At 69.5% G+C, this 20835-nt stretch carries 17 protein-coding genes and 1 pseudogene; 13 read left to right on the top strand and 5 right to left on the bottom strand.

Features of this window, described 5'->3' with window-relative positions:
- The coding region (locus ACFYW8_RS02715) for a glycoside hydrolase family 19 protein (protein ID WP_389066527.1) at positions 1 to 481 on the bottom strand (481 nt) is incomplete at its 3' end.
- Positions 482 to 1001: 520 nt separating this feature from the next.
- On the opposite strand from ACFYW8_RS02715, the gene ACFYW8_RS02710 reads away from it, so the two are divergent.
- The 4 genes from ACFYW8_RS02710 to ACFYW8_RS02695 all read left to right on the top strand — a co-directional run bounded on the left by ACFYW8_RS02710 (position 1002) and on the right by ACFYW8_RS02695 (position 7059).
- Positions 1002 to 2375, top strand: a complete 1374-nt coding sequence (locus tag ACFYW8_RS02710; RefSeq protein WP_389066524.1) for a beta-1,3-glucanase family protein — start codon at positions 1002 to 1004, stop codon at positions 2373 to 2375.
- A gap of 406 nt (positions 2376 to 2781) precedes the next feature.
- The gene (locus ACFYW8_RS02705) at positions 2782 to 3141 is read left to right on the top strand and encodes an SDR family NAD(P)-dependent oxidoreductase (RefSeq protein ID WP_389066519.1); all 360 of its coding nucleotides are present in this window, start codon (positions 2782 to 2784) and stop codon (positions 3139 to 3141) included.
- A complete protein-coding gene (locus ACFYW8_RS02700) occupies positions 3138 to 5087 on the top strand; it encodes an SMI1/KNR4 family protein (protein ID WP_389066516.1) in 1950 nt (649 codons plus the stop codon). Before ACFYW8_RS02705 ends, ACFYW8_RS02700 begins: the two co-directional genes overlap by 4 nt.
- Before the next feature lie 493 nt (positions 5088 to 5580).
- Complete coding sequence (locus ACFYW8_RS02695) at positions 5581 to 7059, top strand: glutamate--cysteine ligase (RefSeq protein ID WP_389066510.1); 1479 nt, start codon at positions 5581 to 5583, stop codon at positions 7057 to 7059.
- 174 nt (positions 7060 to 7233) lie between these two features.
- On the opposite strand, the gene ltaE is transcribed toward ACFYW8_RS02695, so the two are convergent.
- Positions 7234 to 8361, bottom strand: a complete 1128-nt coding sequence (gene ltaE / locus ACFYW8_RS02690) for a low-specificity L-threonine aldolase (protein WP_389066506.1) — start codon at positions 8359 to 8361, stop codon at positions 7234 to 7236.
- Positions 8362 to 8515: 154 nt separating this feature from the next.
- Here ltaE and ACFYW8_RS02685 point away from each other — a divergent pair, with 154 nt between their 5' ends.
- On the top strand, positions 8516 to 8641 hold the full coding sequence (locus ACFYW8_RS02685) for a hypothetical protein (RefSeq protein ID WP_389066501.1): 126 nt from the start codon (positions 8516 to 8518) through the stop codon (positions 8639 to 8641).
- Between the two features lie 100 nt (positions 8642 to 8741).
- Positions 8742 to 10478 (top strand): MOSC domain-containing protein, encoded by a 1737-nt coding sequence (locus ACFYW8_RS02680; RefSeq protein ID WP_389066498.1) that lies wholly within the window; start codon positions 8742 to 8744, stop codon positions 10476 to 10478.
- 278 nt (positions 10479 to 10756) lie between these two features.
- Here the strand turns inward: ACFYW8_RS02680 and ACFYW8_RS02675 are convergent, their stop codons facing one another.
- The gene (locus ACFYW8_RS02675) at positions 10757 to 11164 is read right to left on the bottom strand and encodes a MarR family transcriptional regulator (protein ID WP_365877487.1); all 408 of its coding nucleotides are present in this window, start codon (positions 11162 to 11164) and stop codon (positions 10757 to 10759) included.
- 167 nt (positions 11165 to 11331) lie between these two features.
- On the opposite strand from ACFYW8_RS02675, the gene ACFYW8_RS02670 reads away from it, so the two are divergent.
- Together ACFYW8_RS02670 and ACFYW8_RS02665 are read left to right on the top strand one after the other, a co-directional pair.
- The gene (locus ACFYW8_RS02670; RefSeq protein WP_365877489.1) at positions 11332 to 12840 is read left to right on the top strand and encodes an MFS transporter; all 1509 of its coding nucleotides are present in this window, start codon (positions 11332 to 11334) and stop codon (positions 12838 to 12840) included.
- 69 nt (positions 12841 to 12909) lie between these two features.
- Positions 12910 to 13707: a maleylpyruvate isomerase family mycothiol-dependent enzyme gene (locus tag ACFYW8_RS02665; RefSeq protein WP_389066492.1), complete on the top strand. Its 798-nt coding sequence runs from the start codon at positions 12910 to 12912 to the stop codon at positions 13705 to 13707.
- A 150-nt stretch (positions 13708 to 13857) separates the two neighbouring features.
- Here the strand turns inward: ACFYW8_RS02665 and ACFYW8_RS02660 are convergent, their stop codons facing one another.
- On the bottom strand, positions 13858 to 14613 hold the full coding sequence (locus ACFYW8_RS02660; RefSeq protein ID WP_389066488.1) for a helix-turn-helix domain-containing protein: 756 nt from the start codon (positions 14611 to 14613) through the stop codon (positions 13858 to 13860).
- A 352-nt stretch (positions 14614 to 14965) separates the two neighbouring features.
- On the opposite strand from ACFYW8_RS02660, the gene ACFYW8_RS02655 reads away from it, so the two are divergent.
- The 5 genes and pseudogenes from ACFYW8_RS02655 to ACFYW8_RS02635 form a co-directional block, all read left to right on the top strand.
- Complete coding sequence (locus ACFYW8_RS02655) at positions 14966 to 15400, top strand: peptidoglycan-binding protein (RefSeq protein ID WP_389066485.1); 435 nt, start codon at positions 14966 to 14968, stop codon at positions 15398 to 15400.
- Positions 15401 to 15841: 441 nt separating this feature from the next.
- Entirely contained in the window at positions 15842 to 16204 is a 363-nt protein-coding gene (locus ACFYW8_RS02650) for a YciI family protein (protein ID WP_365877257.1), read from the top strand.
- A complete protein-coding gene (locus ACFYW8_RS02645; RefSeq protein WP_389066479.1) occupies positions 16201 to 17484 on the top strand; it encodes an RNA polymerase sigma factor in 1284 nt (427 codons plus the stop codon). The genes ACFYW8_RS02650 and ACFYW8_RS02645 overlap by 4 nt, the downstream gene beginning before the upstream one ends.
- Positions 17485 to 17814: 330 nt before the next feature.
- On the top strand, positions 17815 to 19494 hold the full coding sequence (locus ACFYW8_RS02640) for an LCP family protein (RefSeq protein WP_389066475.1): 1680 nt from the start codon (positions 17815 to 17817) through the stop codon (positions 19492 to 19494).
- A pseudogene (locus ACFYW8_RS02635) lies at positions 19445 to 19723 on the top strand (hypothetical protein); the annotation flags it as partial. The gene ACFYW8_RS02640 and the pseudogene ACFYW8_RS02635, both read left to right, overlap by 50 nt.
- 251 nt (positions 19724 to 19974) lie before the next feature.
- Here ACFYW8_RS02635 and ACFYW8_RS02630 read toward each other — a convergent pair.
- Entirely contained in the window at positions 19975 to 20490 is a 516-nt protein-coding gene (locus tag ACFYW8_RS02630) for a hypothetical protein (protein WP_389066471.1), read from the bottom strand.
- Positions 20491 to 20835 lie beyond the last annotated feature (345 nt).

Below are 20835 nucleotides of genomic sequence, written 5' to 3'. Positions count from 1 at the left end.
TGTTCTGCTCGACGACGTAGACCAGTCCGCCGGTCTCGTGGTTGACGTTCGCGAGGAACGCCGCGGCCTCCTGCTTCCTGACCGTGTCACTGCCGCTGTTGGCGAAGGCGGGGTATGAACTCAGGGCGGCTTTGAGGCCGTTGTACGTGTAGAACGAGTTCCGGTTCGGGAACATCTGGTTGAACTGCGCCTCGGAGACGGCGAATCCGTCGGAGGGGTTGGTCGAGCCGCCGTCGCAGGCGTAGGGGTCCCAGAACCAGGTGCTGATCGTGGGGTCGTAGCCCGGGTTGTCGTGCTCGGCTATGTAGGTCTTGCCGTCGGTGTACCGGACGATGTTGCCGGTGACGTAGGACCTGCCTGCCACCCAACTCGGGTAGCTCGAACAGGACGCGGCGGACGCGCTCGCGGCCGGCAGCAGCGCCGGTGCGGAGGTTCCGATCAGAATCGCGGCCAGGAGGTGAGCCGCGCGGCGTTGTGACACAGGATCAGTCCTTCGGGGAGCAAGGCCGCGCCGGGGGCAGGCAGAGCCGTGCGCGTACGTCGGTGGGGGCCGACGCCACGGAGTCCGGGCGGCCGCGGTGGGGGGTGTGGGCCACACTCAATCGCTTTGGTCTGTACCAGTCAAGGGTGTAGACCAGTCAGCGCCGGGAGACGGTGGCAGGAAATCGTCTCGCTCCACGGACTCCAGCCGCCCGCGAACCTCCGTCTCGTCCGTCTCGGCCCGTACGCCCATCGGATCGCGCGCCGGCCGAAGAGGCCAAGTCTTGAATGCGTGGCACGACACGTGCCGATCGAACCGTCGGGACCCGAAGGCGTCGGACGATCGGACGCGGCCCAGGAGGCACGCGGTGGTGCCCGACTGCGCCGGACACCCGAACTCCCTTCATTTTGGCTTCAGTTGTTGACGTCTGGAACATGCGGGGATACAACCCGGAGAGAGCGCTCTCCGTCTGCTGTTGCTCCGCCCCCACACACGCCGACCCGGCACGAGGAGACTCCGCATGCAGTCCTTGACCAGCGCCCCTCCCCATGGACCATCAGGCATCACCGCACGGGCAGGCATGACCGTACGGGCCCGTACGGCTCTCGGCCTGGTCGTCGTCCTGCTCGCCGCCTGCGTCGCCCTCCTGACCCCGTCACCCGCGCAAGCCGCCGACCAACTGCTCTCCCAGGGACGGCCCGCCACGGCGTCGTCGGTCGAGAACGGCTCCTTCCCGGCAGGGGCCGCGGTCGACGGCAATACCGGGACCCGGTGGTCCTCGGCGTTCTCCGACCCGCAATGGCTGCGTGTCGACCTCGGTTCCGTCCAGCAGCTCACCCGCGTCACCCTGAACTGGGAGGCCGCCTACGCCACGGCCTTCCAGATCCAGACCTCCACGGACGCGAACACCTGGGCCACGGCGTTCTCCACGACGGCCGGCACCGGTGGCACCCAGAACATCGGCGTCTCCGGCAGTGCCCGATACGTGCGCGTCCTCGGAACGGCGCGAGCCACCCCCTACGGCTACTCCCTGTGGGAGTTCCAGGTGTACGGGCCGGGAAGCACCACTCCGCCGGACGCCTTCTGGGGCACGACCAGCGACATACCCGCCGCGAACAACGCCGTCGAAGTGAAGATCCTCAACCGCACCAACGGCAAGTACCCCGACAGCCAGGTGTACTGGAGCTTCAACGGACAGGTGCACTCCATAGCCGAGCAGCCGTACCTCGACATGCCGGCGAACTCCGCGGGCCGCATGTACTTCTACCTCGGTTCGCCGAACGGTCCCTACTACGACTTCATCGAGTTCACCGTCGGCAACAACGTCTTCAACGGCAACACCACCAGGGTCGACGCCTTCGGCCTCAAACTGGCCATGCGCCTGCACACCAAGGACGGGTACGACGCCGAGGTCGGTGAGGACCGGGCGACCTTCGCCGAGGACCGCGCGACCACCTTCCAGAGGTTCACCGCCGCCGTTCCCGACCAGTTCAAGGTGCTGGCCCAGAGCCAGGCCCCCTACCGGATCATCGCTCCCGGCAGCGACCCGAGCTTCCGGGCGGGCGGCGCCAACGCGAACTACTTCACCGCCTACGCCCAGTCCGTGGGCGTCAGCGCGGCCACCTCCGACATCTTCGGCTGCGCGGCGGCTCTGGCGGGCAACCCCGACATGTGCGCCGCCCTCAACCGCCATGTGGCCACCCTGCCGGCGTCCCAACAAGGCGACCCGGCCCAGTACTACAAGGCGGCGCCCGCGAACTACTACGCCAAGTTCTGGCACGACAACGCCATCAACCACCTGGCCTACGGTTTCCCCTACGACGACGTCGCGGGACAGTCCTCCTTCATCTCCCACGGCAACCCGCAGTGGCTGCTGGTCGCCGTCGGCTGGTAGCCGCGTCCCGGACCGCGGGAGACCTAGCGGTTTGACACCCCCGTGTCAGCGAAGGGGATCGGTCACAGCACCGGAATCGAGGATCCCCGACGGGTCCGGCACGTCCTTGCCCGCCCGCAGCACGGCGGCGAAGAGGTCGGGGCGTGCCGGTCGCACCAAGCCATGCGTGTCGAAGCGGGGACGGCCGATGCCGCGCGTCACACAGCAGCATCGGCCCCCTGACCCCGCCACCTGTCTGAGCGTCGAACACCGGCTTTGCGCCTTGGCCGACGAACGCGCTGAAGCGGGACCGGTCTCCGTGTGAGGCCGTGCGCGATGCCGCGCACGTGATCGATCGGGAAACCGCAGTCCGGATCGTTGAAGACCAGTTGGAACGCGACTACGAGACGGACCGCGGTGACCCCCGGTGACTGGGACCGATGGAGATGCCGGTGGAGCACGTGGAGGTTTCGCAGGACAGACGGTCGTGGTGGTGGGAGGCAGCGCGGGTATCGGTCTGGAGACCGCGCGGCAGGTGGGTGCGGCCGGCGGCGAGCTGGTTCTCGTCGCACGCGACGCCGGACGCCTCCAGCGGGCCGCGGACGAACTGAACCCGCTGAGCACGGCCGTGTTCGACGCCCGGGACGTCGAACGCCTGGAGCGCTTCATCACAGAACTGCCCGGTGAGCGAGCAGGCGGGGACGGAACCGCCGCGGTGAGCGTTCGGACCCATGGCCCACAGGCAGCGGAGCACTGTCAGTGCCGGGTGGCAGCATCGGACTCATGACTGGCACCACGGCAATCGACTGGCAGTCCCTCCTTCTCAGATGGAGCGGGGAGTGGGCGGATTCCCTTCCGGACGGCGAGACGCAGGACGAGGACGACGAGACCGCGCGACGAGCACGGTGGCTGGGGTTCCCGCCCGCGTCCGAGGAGCGCATCGCAGCCATGGAGGAACGTCTCGGCTTACGGATGCCCCCGTCGTACCGGGAATTCCTCAAGGTCACCGACGGATGGCGGCATGCGGGCGAGTTCGTTTGGCTCCTGGCGGGGACCGAGAACGCGCGCTGGCACAACGACGAGTCGGGACTCGCGGACATGTACGAGGAGTTCCTGGACGAGGACGCCGGGCCCGAGGCGCGACGGGAGGCGGGCATGTGGCGGCGCGCGCTGCAGCTCGACATCGAGTCGGACATCACGCACGTTCTGATGGATCCCGAGGACGTGGACGAGGACGGTGAGTGGGCCGTGTACACGTGGGCGAGCTGGCGGGCCGCGCCGCCCGAGCGGTACGCGAACTTCCTTGAGTTCATGCGGGACATGCACCGGGAGTTCCACAGGCTCCGGGCGGGGCAGGGCGACGGGGAGCCGGAGTTCGCCAACGACACGACACGAAGACTGGACACCCTGGTGGAGGAGGCCAGGCCGGCGGTGCTGAGCGGCGGCTGGGAGCGGGCCGTGAAGGCACTGGACGAGGCCAAGGAGTACGGCAGGCCTCGGGCGGCCGGGCTGGGCGATCAGATACGTCGACTGCTCGGAGAGACCTACATGGTGTACTTCGAGGGCCTGGTGACGGACCCTCGGTACGCTCCCGAGCTGCTGCCGCCACTGGTCGCCGAGCACGCGCGGTCGTCCCAGGACGACTCCACGCTGACGTTCCATCTGCGGGGCGCCGGCGAAGACGTGGTGTCGCTGGCCTACGCGATCCTGGATCAGGTGAGGGACGGCGCGTACCGGTACACGGTGGACGGACCGTTCGGGGAGGCGGTCGAGCGGGCCCGGGAGCTGGCTCGTTGGGGAGAGGCCGACGGGGCGTGGCGGACACTCATGGACGCTCTGCCCCTGTGGGAGCCGCTGGGGCCGGACCATCTGGCGCCGCTCGGGTGGGTGGCCGACTCGGTGCTCGGGCCGCTGCTGACCCCGGAGCGGGGCCGGGAGCTGCTGTCCACGCCGAGGGGCGGGCAGACAGGTGAGGCACCGAGGCCGACGGCCGGGCTCGACCCGGAAGGCCTGGCATGGCTCGCGGAGCCGGACCCGGGCGACAACCGGACGTGTTTCCGGTTCGTCCTCGTGGAGGGGGTGGAGCCGCAGGAGCTGCCCGGGCGTCTCGCGGACGGGGACGACACCAAGCTGAACGGACCGATGACCTTCTGGGAGGCGTACCGCAGGTCACGGCGCAACCAGCGGGAGGTCTCGTCCTACGACGACAGGGCCCTCATGGCGGTAGGCCGGGCCGGCACCGGTTGGAGCTTCGCCTTCGACGGCGATCCCGCCCCGTTCGACCGGCGGCGGTTCGTCTCCCCGGCCGCGGCCGCCGGCGAGGGCACTCGCGCGGTGGTGGTGTGGAGCGGCCTGAGGACTCGGCGCGGGAGTCCCTTCTTCCACCTTTCGGTGGCGCGAGACGGTGCCGAGCAGTACGCGTTCACGTACGCGGATGGCGAGATCCGGCAGAGCGGGGAGATACCGCGCGCGCTGGATCCGAGCCGGTATTTCGACGACCTTGAGGACGAGGCCGAGGTGGAACGGTCGCTGCTCGATGCGGTGGCCGGGGAGTTCGGTGTCCATCTGCCGCGTCATGCCATCGTGAACGGGCGGCTGCACACGTTCGCCACCCGTTCGTGGACGCGGCCGCCGAGGAACGGTGAGACGTACGTGGTGATCCGGACGGGTCGGGACGAGGCGCAACCGGAGGACGACATACGGACGGGAGAGGACGGGCCGTCGAGCAGGTAAGGACAGGTCAGGGCGTGCCCATTCACGTCGTCGGTCGGGCTGGAGTGATCCGCGCAGCGCACGCTGGATCGCGGTCCGGTTCTCGCCGTCGTCGGTCTCGAACGGTGCACGGCCTCCTGCTCGAAGTGACAGCCCCCTGCGCCGACCGGATCCAGGGTGTCCGGCTCACGCGGGGGCCGCGGTCTGCCGTCGGCCGGGGCGGAGGCAGTGAAGCCTCGGCGGCCCAGGACGTCGTCGACCGCATGCGACCGCCGTGAACAGACATCACCCCTGGGAATTGCTACCGCCACGCTGCGGTCTCCTGATTGCCTGCGGCCCCGAGCGCCGTGGACAGGCCGTGGACCGGCTATGGACGGGCTCTGGACAGCCGAGGCGCGAACCAGATCGCCGGTCCCGGCCGCCGCGTAGGGCCGCCCCGTCCCGCATGGTCAGACCCGCCAGGTGGTGCGACGCTGGAGGGGAAAGGTTTCCGTGGGGCCACCCGGGAGGGCCGATGGGACGCGACGTTCCGCCGCTGGTCTTCACCCGCGAGGACCGCCGCCGGTACCGGATCAAGATGCAGGACTGTCTCGACGCCTTCGCACAGATGCTGCGCGAGTCGCGCTTCGAGGCGAAACGCCCTCAGGTCGGCCTGGAGATCGAGCTGAACCTGACCGACGCCGACGCCGAGCCGACGATGCGGAACGCCGACGTGCTCGAGGCGATCGCGGATCCCGCCTGGGACACCGAGCTGGGCCGGTTCAACCTGGAGATCAACGTTCCGCCCCGGCGGCTGACCGCGGGTGGCCCGGACGCCTGGGAGGAGGAGATCCGCGCGGCGCTGAACCACGCGGACGAACGCGCCAGGACGGTCGGCGTCCATCTGATCATGATCGGCATCCTGCCCACCCTGCGGGAGGCGGACATCGGTCCGAAGGCCCTGTCGGAGAACGCCCGGTACCACCTGATCAACGAGCAGGTCTTCGCGGCGCGCGGCGAGGACCTGCTCATCGAGGTGGACGGAGTCGACCGGCTGCGGACCTACGCGGACACCATCACGCCGGAGGCCGCGTGCACGAGCACGCAGTTCCATCTCCAGGTGTCACCGGAGGAGTTCGCCGACTACTGGAACGCGGCGCAGGCGATCGCCGGAGTCCAGGTCGCGCTGGCGGCCAACTCGCCCTTCCTGTTCGGCAAGGAGCTGGCGCACGAGACCCGCATCCCGCTCTTCGAGCAGGCGACGGACACCCGCCCGCAGGAGATCAAGGCGCAGGGAGTACGGCCCCGGGTCTGGTTCGGGGAGCGGTGGATCACCAGCGTCTTCGATCTCTTCGAGGAGAACCTCCGCTACTTTCCGGCGCTGCTGCCCCTGTGCGAGGACCAGGACCCCACGCAGACGCTGGACCGCGGAGACACACCGGACCTGTCCGAACTCACCCTGCACAACGGCACGATCTACCGATGGAACCGTCCGGTCTACGCCGTCGCCCAGGGCAGACCGCACCTGCGAGTGGAGAACCGCGTGCTGCCCGCGGGCCCGACGGTCGCCGACACCCTCGCCAACGGCGCCTTCTACTACGGCCTCACCCGCGCCCTGGTGGAGGAGGACCGGCCGGTGTGGTCACGAATGTCCTTCTCGGCCGCCGAGGACAACCTGCACACTGCGGCACGCCACGGCATCGACGCCCTCCTGTACTGGCCCGGAACGGGCGAGGTTCCGGTGCCGGAACTCGTCCTGCGACGCCTGCTGCCGCTGGCGCACGCAGGACTGGAGCACTCGGGCATGGACGCGGCGTGGCGGGAACCGTTGCTCGGCATCATCGAGCAGCGGTGCGTCACCGCGCGCAACGGCGCGGTCTGGCAGAAGGAGATGCTGCACCGCTTCGAAGCGTCCGAGCACTGCGGCCGTCACGAGGCTCTGCGGCGCATGACGCGGCAGTACATGGACTACATGCACCTCAACGCGCCAGTCCACACGTGGCCGGTGGACTGACGAGGACCTGCCACGCGCCCGTGCTCGACCACCGCGCCCGGCCCACCCTCCTGACGCGGCAGCTCACCGAGCACCACGGCCGTGTCGCCGAGCGTCGGTCCGAGCGGGTACGAACACCGTCCGCGGCCGGGGATTCGAGGGTGGGGCAGCAGGAGGGCCCACGGCCCCGCAGGCTCAGCGTTTCGCTGTCTCGGCCACAGTCTCGCGAACGATCCGCACCGCGCGTTCCGTGTCGGCGCGCGTGACGTCCAGGTGGAACACGAAGCGCAGCAGGCCCGGGTATCCCGCACACAGCACGCCACGACGTGCCAGCCGGTCGCGCACCTCGTCGGCCTCGATGCCGGGAGCGGACCTCGCGAAGACCATGTTGGTCCCGCTCGGTTCCACGGTCAGTCCCTCCACGTCCCGCAGTCCCTCGGCGAACAGCGCGGCGTGCGCATGGTCGTCCGCGAGCCGCGTCACATGGTGGTCGAGCGCGTAGAGTGCCGCGGCCGCCAGCACGCCCGCCTGCCGCATCCCGCCGCCCAGGACCTTGCGCCAGCGCCGTGCACCGGCCACGAACTCAGCTGATCCCACGAGCACCGAGCCGACCGGCGCGCCCAGGCCCTTGCTGAAGCAGACGGAGACACTGTCGAAGTGACCGGCGATCCGCCGTGCCTGACCGTACGGGTCGCCCCCGGCGGCCACCGCCGCGTTGAACAGCCGCGCCCCGTCAAGGTGCGTGGCGAGTCCGTGGTCGCGGGCGATCCGGGTGGCCGTCTTCAGGTAGTCCATCGACACGGCCCGGCCACCGATGGTGTTCTCCAGGCAGAGCAGCCGTGTGCGTGCGAAGTGCGGGTCGTCCGGCTTCACGGCCGCCGCGATGTCCAGCGGGTCCATCGTCCCGTCGGCCCGATGCGCCAGCGGCTGGGGCTGAATGCCTCCGAGTACGGCGGCGCCACCGCCCTCCCAACGGTACATGTGGGCCATCTGGCCGGCGATGTACTCGTCCCCGCGGCCACAGTGGGTCAGCAGGGCGCACAGATTGCTCTGTGTCCCCGAGGAGACGAACATCGCGGACTCGAATCCGAGCAGTCCGGCGATCCGCTCCTGCAGCGCGTTGACGGTGGGATCATCACCGAAAACGTCGTCTCCCACCTCGGCCTCGGCCATCGCCCGGCGCATCGCGTCGCCTGGCCGGGTGACGGTGTCACTGCGCAGATCGACGAGGTGACCGGACTCCTCGGGGGAGGCATCGCTCGCACGCACTGCAGGTGAGGCATCGGCGACATCGGAGGTACGGGCGGGATCAGTGGTCGGCACACGCATACTCTGCCACGCCGGGAGTGGCCCCGACCGTCGGGGTGGCCGAGGCTGCTCCGACGGCCTCGGCCGGCCCGTTGGGGCCATGACCGGGCGGCGCCGCCCGGTTTCACCCGTATGACGTGATGCCGCTCTGGTTTCCGCAGTGGCGGCCATGCCGGAACCGGACGAGTTCGAGGTGCACCTCGACGGTGTGCGGCGGAGTCTGGAACCCGGGCAGCACGTCGTCTCTCAGCGAGCGGACCGCAACCTCGACCTGACCCGACCCTACCCGACCTGACCTCGACCTCTACCTCTGCCTCGACGGAGCGCCCCGTGATCAACGGACTCGACCACTGCCGCCGTATCCGTACGAGAGGTACCGCGCGAGGGAGGACCAGATGCCGTCGTTGCTTTCGGTGAATGTCGGTATGCCGAAGAACGTGCCCTGGCAGGGCCGGACCGTCTTCACGGGCGTGTGGAAGTACCCGGTGAACGGACCTGTGATGGTGCGGCGCCTCAACATCGACGGCGACGGGCAGGGGGACACGGCCGGCCACGGCGGTGAGCAGCGCGCCGTGCTGGTCTACCAGATCGAGTCGTACCGGCACTGGAGACAGCACTTCGGCCGCGACGACCTCGGCCACGGTCAGTTCGGGGAGAACCTCACCGTCGACGGCCTTTCGGACACCGAGGTGTGCATCGGTGACCGGTACCGCATCGGCGAGGCCGAGTTCGAGGTGACCCAGCCGCGGGTCACCTGCTACCGCGTGGGTATGCGCCTCGGTGAACCCCGGCTGCCCGCTCTGCTGGTCAGCCACCACCGCCCCGGCTTCTACATGAGGGTCCTGCGGGAAGGGCACGTCCAGTCAGGCGACGAGATCGTCAAGACCGGGTCCGGGCCGGGCACGCTGAGTGTGGCCGACACCGACGCACTGCTCTACCTCCCTGACCGGGACCCCGAGAAACTGCGCCTGGCGGTGAGCATCCCCGCTCTGAGCCCCGGTTGGCAGGGTTCGTTCCGTGAACTGCTCAGGGCGGCAGGGGACCCGGGAACTGCTGCCGCGGGCGGCGCGGCGTCGGCATGGGACGGTTTCAGGGCTCTGCGCGTAGCTGACGTGATTCCCGAGAGCGCGACGGTCTCCTCCATCCACCTGGTCGCCCCGGACGGGTCCCGTCTCCCTCCCGCCCGCGCGGGCCAGTACCTGACACTGCGCGTGCCCGGAGCCGGACAACCCGCCCCGGTGCGCAGCTACTCGCTGTCCTCGGCCCCCGACGCCGGCCGTTACCGGATCAGCGTCAAACACGAACCGCACGGCACAGTCAGCGCGTATCTGACCACGAAGGTGCAGCCGGGTGCGCTGCTCGATGCCGCGGCACCCCGAGGCGACTTCGTCCTCCAGGAGGGCACCGGCCCGGTTCTTCTCATCTCCGCCGGCATCGGCCTGACTCCGGTGCTGGCCATGCTGCACGAGCTTGCGGCCTCGTCCAGCGGCCGCGAGGTCTGGTGGATCCACGGCGCCCGCGGCCCGCGGGAACACCCCCTGGCCGCAGAGGCACGCGCCCTGCTCACCGCGCTGCCGCACTCCTGTGAGTACGTGTTCTACAGCGCCGCCCGGCCCGGCGAGTACAGCCGCGCCCAGGCCCGGCCAGGGCGCCTCACCAAGGACTCCTTGATCGCTCTCGGTATCCCGGCGGACGCGACCGCCTACGTCTGCGGGCCGGCCTCGTTCATGACCGCCGTCAAGGATGCGCTCACCTCCGCCGGGGTCGATCCTGGCGCCGTCCGTTCCGAGCTCTTCGGTGCGCTGCCCTCCATCACCCCCGGCCTCACCGGACAGAGCGGTCCGCGGCCGCACCGACCGCCCGGCCCGCCCGGCACCGGTCCGGTGGTGACCTTCGCCCGCAGCGGTATCTCCACACCGTTCCCGGACGGGCGAAACAGTCTGCTCGAACTCGCCGAGGCATGCGACGTTCCCGTCCGCTGGAGCTGCCGCACCGGGGTGTGCCACACCTGCGTCACGCCTCTCCTGTCCGGCGAGATCTCTTACACCTCGCCCCCGCTCGACGCTCCCGCCGCGGGGGAGGCGCTGATCTGCTGTGCCCGTCCCGGCACCGATCTCGTCCTCGACATGTGACGGCAGCCCGGTCCCGGTCATCGTCCAGCGCCCACGGGGCGCCGTCTCCCATGCGCCGGGTCTGACCGAACCGCTGAGCGCAGGTAACCCTGCGACGGGATCGGGCTCCGCACGCCCCACGCTGTCGCGGTTGGACGGACCGCATGAGGAATCGGTGTTCGACGGTCAAGGCCCGCCAAGTCCGGCGCCGCGCCGAGACGCGGCACCGTCCGACCGTGCGCCGACGGGAGTCGCGGCGAGGATCCGACGGCCCCCGCCCCGCCCGCCCGCGGCCCGTCTCAGGGCCGGGCGGCAGTGTCCTGGGCGGTGAAGGCGCGCTCCAGCAGGGCGTACAGGGTGTCCCGCTCCCGCTCGTCGAGTCTGTTCAGGCCCGCTTGGGTGGTGTGCATCTTCCCGCGGATCACGTCGATGACCCGCTCCCCCTCCGCCGTCAGGACGACGTCCTTCACCCGGCGATCGGAGGGCCTCGGCTCGCGACGAACCAAGGCGCGCTTCTCCAGCCGGTCGATGATCCCGGTCATGTTGGAGGCGTCGCAGGTCAGCGTGGTGGCCAACGAGCTCATGGAGGCAGGTCCCCGGCGCAGCACATTGAGTGTCTTGCCCTGGCTGGCGGTGAGGTTCTCGCTCGCGGCGGCGGCCGTGAAGTCGCCGTAGTAGGCGGCCAGGGAGACCGAGAGCAGCTCCATGAGCTGGGCCGGGTCGCTGCGGGGAGTACCAGTCACGCTCGTCAGCCTACGCCAGGAAACTTGACGATCTCAAATATTGATGGCTACGGTCACGCTATTGCTTGACGTTCTCAAGCATCGACGTTCTCAAGTACTTCCTTCAGCTCTCAAGACAGGAACGACTCTCCGTGTCCCATCAACAGCACACGGTCACCCGGCGACATGGCGGCGACACCGCGGTCGTCCTGGTGCTCGGGCTTGCCGCCATGGTCGTCTCGATGATGCAGACCCTGGTCGTCCCGATCCTGGGGATCATCCAGAACGACCTCACCACCACGACGGCGAACGTCAGCTGGGTGACCACGGCCACGCTTCTGTCGGCCGCCGTCTTCACCCCCTTGCTGGGCCGGTTCGGCGACCAGCACGGCAAGAAGCCGACCCTCGTGGGCGTGCTGCTCGTGATGATCGCGGGATCGGTGCTCGCCGCCACCACCACGTCACTGACCTGGCTGATCGTCGGCAGGGTGATGCAGGGAGCGGCAACCGCGATCTTTCCGCTCGCCCTCTCCATCCTGCGCGAGGAGATCAGGCCGGAGAAGCTGCACGGCGCCATGGCCCTGGTCAGTGGCACTCTCGCGTTCGGCAGTGGGCTCGCACTGGTCGGTGCGGGGCTGCTGACCCGGGGCCCCTCCCCCGACTACCACCGGGTCTTCTGGCTCGCCGTGGTGCTCGCGGTGGCGGCCCTGGCAGGCGTGCTGCTGGCGGTCCCCGCGTCCCGCGCGAAGACCGGAGGGCGTACGGACTGGCTGGGCGCGGTCAATCTGGCGGTGCTGCTGGTGCTGCTCCTGGTGCCCATCTCGCAAGGGCACGCCTGGGGATGGACGTCCGGCCGCACGCTCGCGTCCTTCGCCGGCGCGGTCGCGATGGCGGTCGGCTGGGTCATCACCGAGCGCCGGGTCAAGGAACCGATGGTGGACATGAAGATGTTCGCCCACCGTCCGGTCCTCTTCACCAACCTCGCCGGGCTGCTGCTGGGCTTCGCGATGTTCGCCCAGTTCATCGGTGTCTCGTACCTCGTCCAGATGCCTGAGGAAATCACCGGCTACGGCTTCGGCGCCTCCGTACTCCGAGCCTCCGTCGTGTACCTGCTGCCGACCACCCTCGTGTCGCTCGTGGGCGCCCAGCTCGGCGGTGTACTGGTGCGCCGGCTCGGCGCACGCGGCACATTGGCCGCCGGTGGCTGCTTCGGCGTGCTCGGCTTCACCTGGCTGAGCGCCGCGCACGACACCACCGCCTCGGTGATCGGCGCGGGCATGGTCATCGGCCTGGCGATCAGTTTCGGCTACGCCTCCATGCCCGCGCTCATCGTCGCCAGTGTCCCGGCCCACCAGACCGGCATCGCCAACGGCATCAACTCCATCTCCCGCTCGGTCGGAAGTGCCATCGCGAGCGCGGTGATCACCTCGCTGCTGGCGTCCAGGACCATTCCCCTGCCGCAGGGGATGCCGGCACTGCCGCGGGAAAGCCAGTTCACGTTGAGTTTCGTGATCGCGGGAGTAGCGTTCCTGCTGGTTGTGGTCGTCGCCCTGTTCGGGATCAAAGCGGTGCACGCGCCTCGTACGACCGTACCGAGGAAGGTCACGGATTCCGGGACCTCACCGCTCGCCGAAGCCGAACCCCGGGCCGAGATCGCCTGATCGCCGGCGGCCGCCGGTGCCCGGCGCGCGCCAGGACTCCCCGCACCTTCTCCGAAAGGCAGCTCATCCATGACGACCCCGGACCACGCCGGCCACGCCCGCGGCCACGACCCGGTCGACCACCCCGCGGCGGTCGCGGCGGAGACCGCCCGGTTCGTCGCCGCGGTCAAGAACTCCGACCTGACCACACCGGTGCCCACCTGCCCCGGCTGGACCCTGGCCGACCTGGTCAAGCACACCGGCAGCGTCCAGCGCTGGTTCTCGGCACTCCTGCGGGCGCGCGTCCAGGAACCACCGCGCACACGTGAAGTGGATCTGCGGCTCCCGGACCAGGAGAGCGGATACGCCGAGTGGCTGGACGAGAGTGCGACCGTGGCCGCCGAGGCATTCGCGACCACCGACCCGAACCTGCCGATGTGGGCATGGGGAGCCGACCAGCACGCGCGCTTCTGGGCGCGCCGGATGCTCTTCGAGACCGTGCTCCACCGGGCCGACGCCGAACTCGCACTCGGCCTGGAACCCGCGATCGACCGAGCGGTCGCGGCCGACGGGATCGAGGAGTTTCTCGTCAATCTGCCCCACGCCACGTCCTTCGCCCCCAAGGTGGCCGACCTGCGCGGACCCGACAGGACCATCGGCTTCCACACGACCGACGCGGACGACGCCTGGCTCGTCCGCCTGCGGCCCGACGGCTTCGGACTCGACACGAACCGCCCCGCCACGGACACCGCCGACGCGACCGTCCGAGGAACCGCGGCCGACCTGCTCCTGCTCGTCTACGGCCGCCTCCCCCACACGGCGGGGGCCTTCACCCACGAAGGCGACGAGCCCTTGCTGGCCCACTGGTTCGCCGACTCCGCCTTCTGAAGCACCCCGTTTCGTCCTCACGACGGCGCTTGGCCTCGACGGGAGTCGAGGACGATGACTGCGTGTCGGCCAAGGCCGAAGCCGTGCTGCGGTGCCCATCGACGCCCACGGCGGTCCGCTTCCGCTCCGCCGTGGGCACTGCGATGGCGCTCAGTCGGGGTGCCCGAGCATCGCGCTCGTCACGTGCCCCGGGACGAAGTCCTGCGCGTCGCGCAAGGACGCGCCGGAGCGGTGGGCGCTGAAGGCGGTGGGGGTGCGGCCCGTCATGCCCTTGAACACCCGGTCGAAGTGCGGCTGGTCGTGGTACCCGGCCTGGGCCGCCGCATCCGCCCAGGTGGCACCGGCCTCTTTGCCCCGCAGGGCCGCCTGCAGCCTCATCACCTGCGCCGCCCCTTTCGGGGTCAGCCCGATCTGGCAGCGGAAGCGGCGCTCCAGGTGTCGGCGGCTCCAGCCCGTGCGCGCCGCGAGTTCCTCGACCCGGATCCTCCCGCTCGTACCCTGAATGCAACACCAGGCCCAGGCCACCTCGGGGCTGACGGCGGGACCCGTGTCGAGCGCGCGACGCAGGACGTGGTCCAGCAGGGCGAAACGGCGGGCCCAGTCAGGGACGTGGGCCAGTCGGGCGGGCAAGTCGGCCCAGGGAGAGGAGCTCAGGTCCTCGGGGGGCACGCACTGCTGGGCCCACTCGGACATGGGCACCCCGAACAGCCGGTAGCCGGCGAGCGGAGTGAGCAGAATGGTCACTCCGTGGATGAGGCCGGTGTGCTCGCCGATCGCTGACGTCGTGCGGGCCCCGTTGGCGAGGCTGACCCCGCTGACGTAGCGGGTCGGGTCACCGCAGTCCTGTACGCGCACCGGGTCGCCGAAGCCCAGCATCACCTTCACCACGGCGTCGGGGATCAGCAACCTGCGCCGCCTCCCGGTCACGGAGAAGCGGAAGCCGCGGTACCCCAGAACCCGATCGCGCAGGTCCAAGGCAGCTGCCCGTAAATGCAGTTCGTGCACGTGCCGACCCCCCATCGGTCAACGCGGACACGGCAACCCTAGAAGTGCCGGGCGTTCTGAGACCTGATCGTCCCGAACTTGGCCGATATCAGGCAGCGTTGGCCGATATCAGGCACCCCGGGCCACAGGTCGCATTCGTGCAAGCATTCGATGTCCACCCCGACAAGGCTGGGGCAGCGCGGTCGGTACATGACCGCGACCGAACGAACGCGACAGGATAGAGGAGACAATGCGTGCTGTAACCAGGGCACTCGTGAGTGCCACCGCTGTCGTCGGGATCGCCGTGGGGAGCCTGACAGGCGCGAGCGCCGCCTTCGCGGCACCCCAGTCGGGCGCCGCAGCCGCGGTGAGCACCCAGAGCGTCACCATTCAAGCCGTCAACAATCTCGGCCTCACCACCTCCGAAGCCAAGAGCGTCCAGTGCTACGTTCGCGACGCCGGATTCAGCCCCGGCGCGATCGACGGGCAGCTCGGCTCCAACAGCTGGAAAGCCTGGCAGGGTTTCCTCAACGCTGCCGGTTTCAACGCCGGAACCGTCGATGGTGTGGTCGGTCCCAACACCATCCGCGGCCTCCAGCGCTTCCTCGTCTACGTCGGCTATGACACCGGCGGCATCGACGGCGTCGCCGGAACCAAGACCAAGGCCGCCTGGAAGGCGTTCTCCTACCTCGGAGGAGGCTGGTGCTGACCACCTCCCACGATGGACGACGGCGCACTGACGGATGCCTAGACGGCTCCGTATCGCGTAGGAGTTCTTGAGACCCCGCCCGGCCGCCTGCCACCGGTCAAGGGTTCTCAGCCGTAGCCCGGTCCCGTTTCGCTCCGACGGGGCCGGGCCGCCCGCGCTCCTGGTCGAGCCGCCGCGGGGCACAATCTCGCACCCGCTCGTGCAGCGCCGTCCCGACTCGTGCACCGAGTGGCTGAGACGCTCGGACAGGTGACGCAACTCGTGCACCGAGTGGGCTTCGGACAGGCATCGCAAGAACGGGATCGCGGCCCCGTCGCCGCCCGGCAGCCTCGACCGTTCCGCGAACTCCGGTTTGAACTTTCGAGGGGAACTGTCGAATCCGTGCCGACCGTTCGACGTAGAGGCGTGAGGCAACAACAACCCCATGAAAGGACAGCCGCCATGGCTCAGTACGCGATCCTGATCTACGCGAAGGCCCACGCCGACGAGGCCGAGGCCATCCCCGGGGCGCGGGAGGCCCATGACCGCCACTTCGAGGACATGGTGAAGTCCGGGTCCCTGGTCGCGGCATTCGCACTGCAACCCGCCGCGGACACGGCGACTTCGATCCACGGCGACGTGGTGACGGACGGCCCCTTCATCGACGCCAAGGAGGTCATCGCCGGCTTCGCCGTCATCGAGGCGCCCGACCTGGACGCCGCTCTGAGGATCGCCCGCGCCAATCCCGCCACCCAGCAGGGTGGCGGTGTCGAGGTGCGGCCCGTCGACGGCGGTTTCATCGCGGACGGGTCCACCACGGTATGACTCCCCCGTCCGACGTCGAGACGGCGGTCGCGGACGCGCACCGGCGCGGGTGGGCCCTGGTGCTCGCCGCGACGGCGCGCGTCGCGCGCGACCTGGACCTGGCCGAGGAGTGCGTGCAGGAGGCGTACGCCGCGGCCCTGGCGAGCTGGGCCCGCGACGGGATCCCGAACCGGCCGGCGGCCTGGCTCACCACCGCGGCCAAGCGCCGCGCGATGGACGCGGTGCGACGCGAGCGGACCTTCCGCTCAAAACTCCCGCTGCTGGTGGAGCCCGAGGAGACAGAGGTCGAGGAGCCTGACGACGAACGGGCCGCTGTCGATCCGGAACGCCTGGCGCGGGAGGACGTGGTGCCGGACGACCGATTGCGGCTGATCTTCATGTGCTGCCATCCGGCGTTGGCCCAGGAGGCCCAGTTGGCACTCACACTGCGGCTGGTGTGCGGTGTGGCGGTCACCGACATCGCGCGGGCGCTTCTGGTCTCGGAGCCGACGATGGCCGCCCGGATGACCCGGGCGAAGAAGAAGATCTCGGCTGCGCGGATCCCCTTCCGGCTCCCGGGAGCAAGTGAGCTGCCGGATCGGCTGCGCGCGGTGCTCGGCGTGATCCATCTGCTGTTCACCGCCGGCCACACCGCGCCGTCCGGAGCATCGCTGGTGCGTACGGACCTGGTGGACGAGTCGCTGCGGCTGGCCCGGACGCTGGGGGAGCTGATGCCCGACGAGCGGGAGGTGCGGGGGCTGCTCGCCCTGCTGCTGGTCACCGACGCCCGGCGCGCCACCCGGGTCGACACCGACGGTCGCTTGCTGCGGCTGGAGAACCAGGATCGATCGCTCTGGGACCGCTCCGCGATGGCCGAGGCGCACGACCTGATCGTGGAAGGGCTGCGCGGCGGCAGACCGGGCCGCTACGTTCTTCAGGCTGCTATCGCCTCGCTCTACGCCGAGGCGCCGTCCTACGACCGTACCGACTGGCCACAGATCGTGACCCTGTACGACGAGTTGCTGTCGGTGTGGCCCTCACCGGTGGTGGCGTTGAACCGGACGGTGGCGGTGTCGATGGCCTCCGGTCCGGCACAGGCGCTGGCGGAGGTTGCGGAGTTGGAGAAGGACGGGCGGCTTGCGAAATACCAGTACCTACCGGCGATCAAGGCGGACCTGCTGCGTCGGCTGGGCCGCCCGGAGGAGTCCTCGATCGCCTACCGTCAGGCCCTGGAGTTGACCGGAAACGACGCCGAGCGCGAGTTCCTGGCCGAACGCCTCGCCCACCCGCATCGAGCGTAAGTACCAGGCTCTCGACCGCCGTTCCCCGTCCGATGCGGTGCCGGGATCGGGCTTCGGCAGGTCGGACGCCTCGCCTTCGTCCGTCGCCAAGCCGGCGGCACACCTTGAGCGGAAGCTCGTGTGTTGTTCCGCCGTCACCAGAGGTTCCTCCCCCAAAAAAAGGAAAACCCCTCACAAAGCCGAACTGTCGAACTGTTGCACGTCACTTGAGGACAACCATCAGCCGTAATCGGATGTCTGAACAGGTGTCCCGTGCTCGGTCACGGGCGGATCCGGCAGGGGCTGGACGACCGGACGCCGTGAGGGCGGCGCAGGCACAGACGGAGGACCGTGGACACGCAAGGCGGCAGGAACATCGACCCCGCGGACCAGTGGGTCCTCGACCCGGAGACCGGTGACTACCGGCCGCGGAGCGACGCCGGCGACGCCCCGGCCCCCACGGTGCCACCGCAGGGAGGTCGTCGCGCGCGCCGCGAGGGGGAGCGGCGGCCCGTCCCGGAGCCGCGCGAGGGCCACCGCCGTAACGGGACGGCGAAGTCACGGAAGGCCAAGCGGTCCAAGAAGCGGAAGGCCCTGATCTGGACCGCGGGGACGCTGGGTTTCGTGCTGCTGGCGGGCAGCACCGGGGCCTACCTGCTGTACCGGCACCTCGACGGCAACATCAGCACGGTGGACGTCGGCACGGCGGGCAGCAAGAACGCGACCAGCAAGGACGCGGTGAACATCCTGGTCATCGGCACCGACAGCCGAATAGGCCTGGGTGGGAAGTACGGGGACGCGGGCAGCGTCGGCCACGCCGACACCACGATCCTCTTCCACGTGGCGAAGGACCGGTCGAACGCGACGGCGATGAGCATCCCCCGCGACATGGTCACCGGCATCCCGGACTGCCCCACCAAGCAGAAGGACGGCTCCTCCAGGACGATCTCGGGGACGCCCAAAGCGACGTTCAGCCCGCGCTTCAACGAGAGCCTCGGCCAGAAGGGCCGCGACCCGGGCTGCACCATGCGGACCGTCACGAAGATCACCGGCCTGCCGATCGACCACTTCATCCTGGTCAACTTCGAGGCCGTGAAGACCCTGTCCACGGCTGTCGGCGGCGTGCCGATCTGCCTCACCCATGCCATCGACGACACGGACCCCAATGGCCAGGGCTCCCATCTGCACCTGTCCCGCGGCCCGCACACCGTCCAGGGCGAACAGGCCCTGCAGTTCGTCAGGACGCGTCACTCGCTGAAGAACGGCAGCGACCTGGACCGCATCGACCTGCAGAAGCAGTTCCTGGGTTCGATGATCCGTCAGATGAAGTCCGGTGACACCCTCTCCGATCCCCGGAAGCTCTTCAAACTGGCGAACGCGGCCACCAAGTCGCTCACCGTGGACACCGGTATCGGCGGCGTCGGGAAGCTCACCGACCTCGCCAAGGACCTCAATCGGGTCGATTCCGAGCACATCACCTTCACGACGTTCCCCGTCGTCGACAATCCGGCCGAGGGGAAGATCCACAAGACCGTCGTGGTCGACGAGACCAGGGCGCCCGCGCTCTTCGCGGCGATCAAGAACGACGTCTCGCTGACCGAGGTCGGCAAGAAGCCCAAAGCCGCCGACGCCAAGCTCCGCGGCTCCAAGGCGGACCCGTCTCAGGTCCGGGTCGTCGTCTACAACGGCGGTGGTCCCCCGGGCGCGGCGCAGACCACCCTGCAGTGGCTGCAGAACACCAAGGGCGTCCCCCACTCCACCAACGGCGGCAACGCCTCCGGCGCGAAGCAGGACCGCACGACCCTCACCTACGGTCCCGACCAGGCCGACCAGGCCAGGGCCCTCGCCGCCATGATGGGCCTGACCGCCTCGGCACTCCACCCCGGTACGAAGGACCTGGGATCCGGCAGCGACATGACACTCACTCTCGGGCGCGACTACCAGGGGCCCGGAGTGCCGCTCACCGACCCGGACAAGCCCCCTGTCGACATCCCTCAGTCACACGCCGACAAGAACGTGTGCGTCGGCTGAGCCCGACGAGTACGTCGCGTCCGACGCCGGCGCGGGGTGGCGGTTCCCGTTGATCCCCGTGCCGGCGTTGCACGCCGTCCCCGCCGAGGTGAGCGCGCTGATCGCTCTGCCCCTCGCGCCGGGGGTGGAGTTTCGGCGCAGGCGCCGTGTCATGATCACCATGGACCCGACCCGGTTCGCGGTCGTGGCGACGATCCCGGTCGCCTACGCCTTCGGCCGGTCCAGCTTTGCCGGCTCGGGTTCCCACCCTGGCAGTACTGCCTCGACTACTGCCTCGCCTACACCGTCCCCTGTTTCGGCGGGCTCATCGGCTCCCGGCGGCCCGCCACCGTCCCGTACCGGTGGATGGATGCCGCGCCCAGCGACGCGGCACACGCCGACTGCCCCTGCGGGCACTGCGATTCGGGCTCGCCCCACGCCACCGAGCCCAGCCCTGGAAGGGCTGGGCTCGGTGGCGATTGATTCGGTGACGGCCGACACTCACCCGCACGAATTGGCGTGGTTGAAGTCCAGGACCACGCGCTCGGGGCTGTGCAGCTTGTAGACCTTGTACGTGGGCTTGGTCTGGAACGCGGTCGCGAAGGTGACCACGCCTTCGAAGTCTCCGGTCAGGGCGAGACCCTTCAGCTTGGGCAACTGGATCTTCACCAGTCGGGGACCCTGGTAGACCGACCTGCCCGCGCTGTCGTGTGCCACCGCGGGAGAGAGCCTGATCTCCAGGAAGTACTTCCCGGCGAGTGGGACCTTCTTCCCGGAGGGGTCGTAGCGAAGCGTCTGGACCGGCTTCACGGTGACGGGCGGGGCGGTGCCCCGTACATCGATGACGAGCCGGTCGTAGGTGCAGTGCCCGGCCCACCGGGCGTTGACGACGCGCGCGGGCGGCGAAGTCTTCGCAGCCGCCTTCGGCTGCGTGGCCGCGGAAGCGGGGACCGTGGCGCCGACGGCGGTGAGAAGGACACCCGCGACAATGGCCGCACGGGAAGGATGATTTTGCATGACGCCCCCAGATGTTCTGGTGAAGGGGACCGACGATTTCACTATGAGAGACATGCTCGGGACGCGAATGGTTGCACAGCCAGGGCCTTGTTGTCCCGCCCTTGCGCTGGATCATCGACTACTGACCGACAAGCGCACTCTCGACGAACGGCTCAGGGCCGCCCGCTCCGAGTCCGCGTCCACCTCCGCTTCCGCATCCGCTTCGTCATCCGCACCGCTTTCGAGGACACGATCAGCCCCTGGAGGCCCAGACAACGGACAGCCCGCGGACGAGGTCCCCCACCGGCGATGGACCCCCGGCCGCTTCCCGGAAGAACCCAACGGGGCCGAGGCTTGCGCGATTCA

Source organism: Streptomyces sp. NPDC002742 (assembly GCF_042888885.1).
Taxonomy (GTDB): Bacteria; Actinomycetota; Actinomycetes; order Streptomycetales; family Streptomycetaceae; genus Streptomyces.
Note: the sequence above shows the minus strand (reverse complement) of the source record. Positions and strands in the feature narration are given on the sequence as shown.

What these genes read in the sequence shown, in the direction of transcription:
- ACFYW8_RS02645 (WP_389066479.1), top strand. Translation starts at nt 16,201, where the DNA reads ATGACTCCCCCGTCCGACGTCGAGACGGCGGTCGCGGACGCGCACCGG.
- ACFYW8_RS02630 (WP_389066471.1), bottom strand. Translation starts at nt 20,490, where the DNA reads ATGCAAAATCATCCTTCCCGTGCGGCCATTGTCGCGGGTGTCCTTCTC.
- ACFYW8_RS02665 (WP_389066492.1), top strand. Translation starts at nt 12,910, where the DNA reads ATGACGACCCCGGACCACGCCGGCCACGCCCGCGGCCACGACCCGGTC.
- ACFYW8_RS02650 (WP_365877257.1), top strand. Translation starts at nt 15,842, where the DNA reads ATGGCTCAGTACGCGATCCTGATCTACGCGAAGGCCCACGCCGACGAG.
- ACFYW8_RS02675 (WP_365877487.1), bottom strand. Translation starts at nt 11,164, where the DNA reads ATGGAGCTGCTCTCGGTCTCCCTGGCCGCCTACTACGGCGACTTCACG.
- ACFYW8_RS02695 (WP_389066510.1), top strand. Translation starts at nt 5,581, where the DNA reads ATGGGACGCGACGTTCCGCCGCTGGTCTTCACCCGCGAGGACCGCCGC.
- ACFYW8_RS02710 (WP_389066524.1), top strand. Translation starts at nt 1,002, where the DNA reads ATGCAGTCCTTGACCAGCGCCCCTCCCCATGGACCATCAGGCATCACC.
- ACFYW8_RS02680 (WP_389066498.1), top strand. Translation starts at nt 8,742, where the DNA reads ATGCCGTCGTTGCTTTCGGTGAATGTCGGTATGCCGAAGAACGTGCCC.
- ACFYW8_RS02700 (WP_389066516.1), top strand. Translation starts at nt 3,138, where the DNA reads ATGACTGGCACCACGGCAATCGACTGGCAGTCCCTCCTTCTCAGATGG.
- ACFYW8_RS02685 (WP_389066501.1), top strand. Translation starts at nt 8,516, where the DNA reads ATGCCGGAACCGGACGAGTTCGAGGTGCACCTCGACGGTGTGCGGCGG.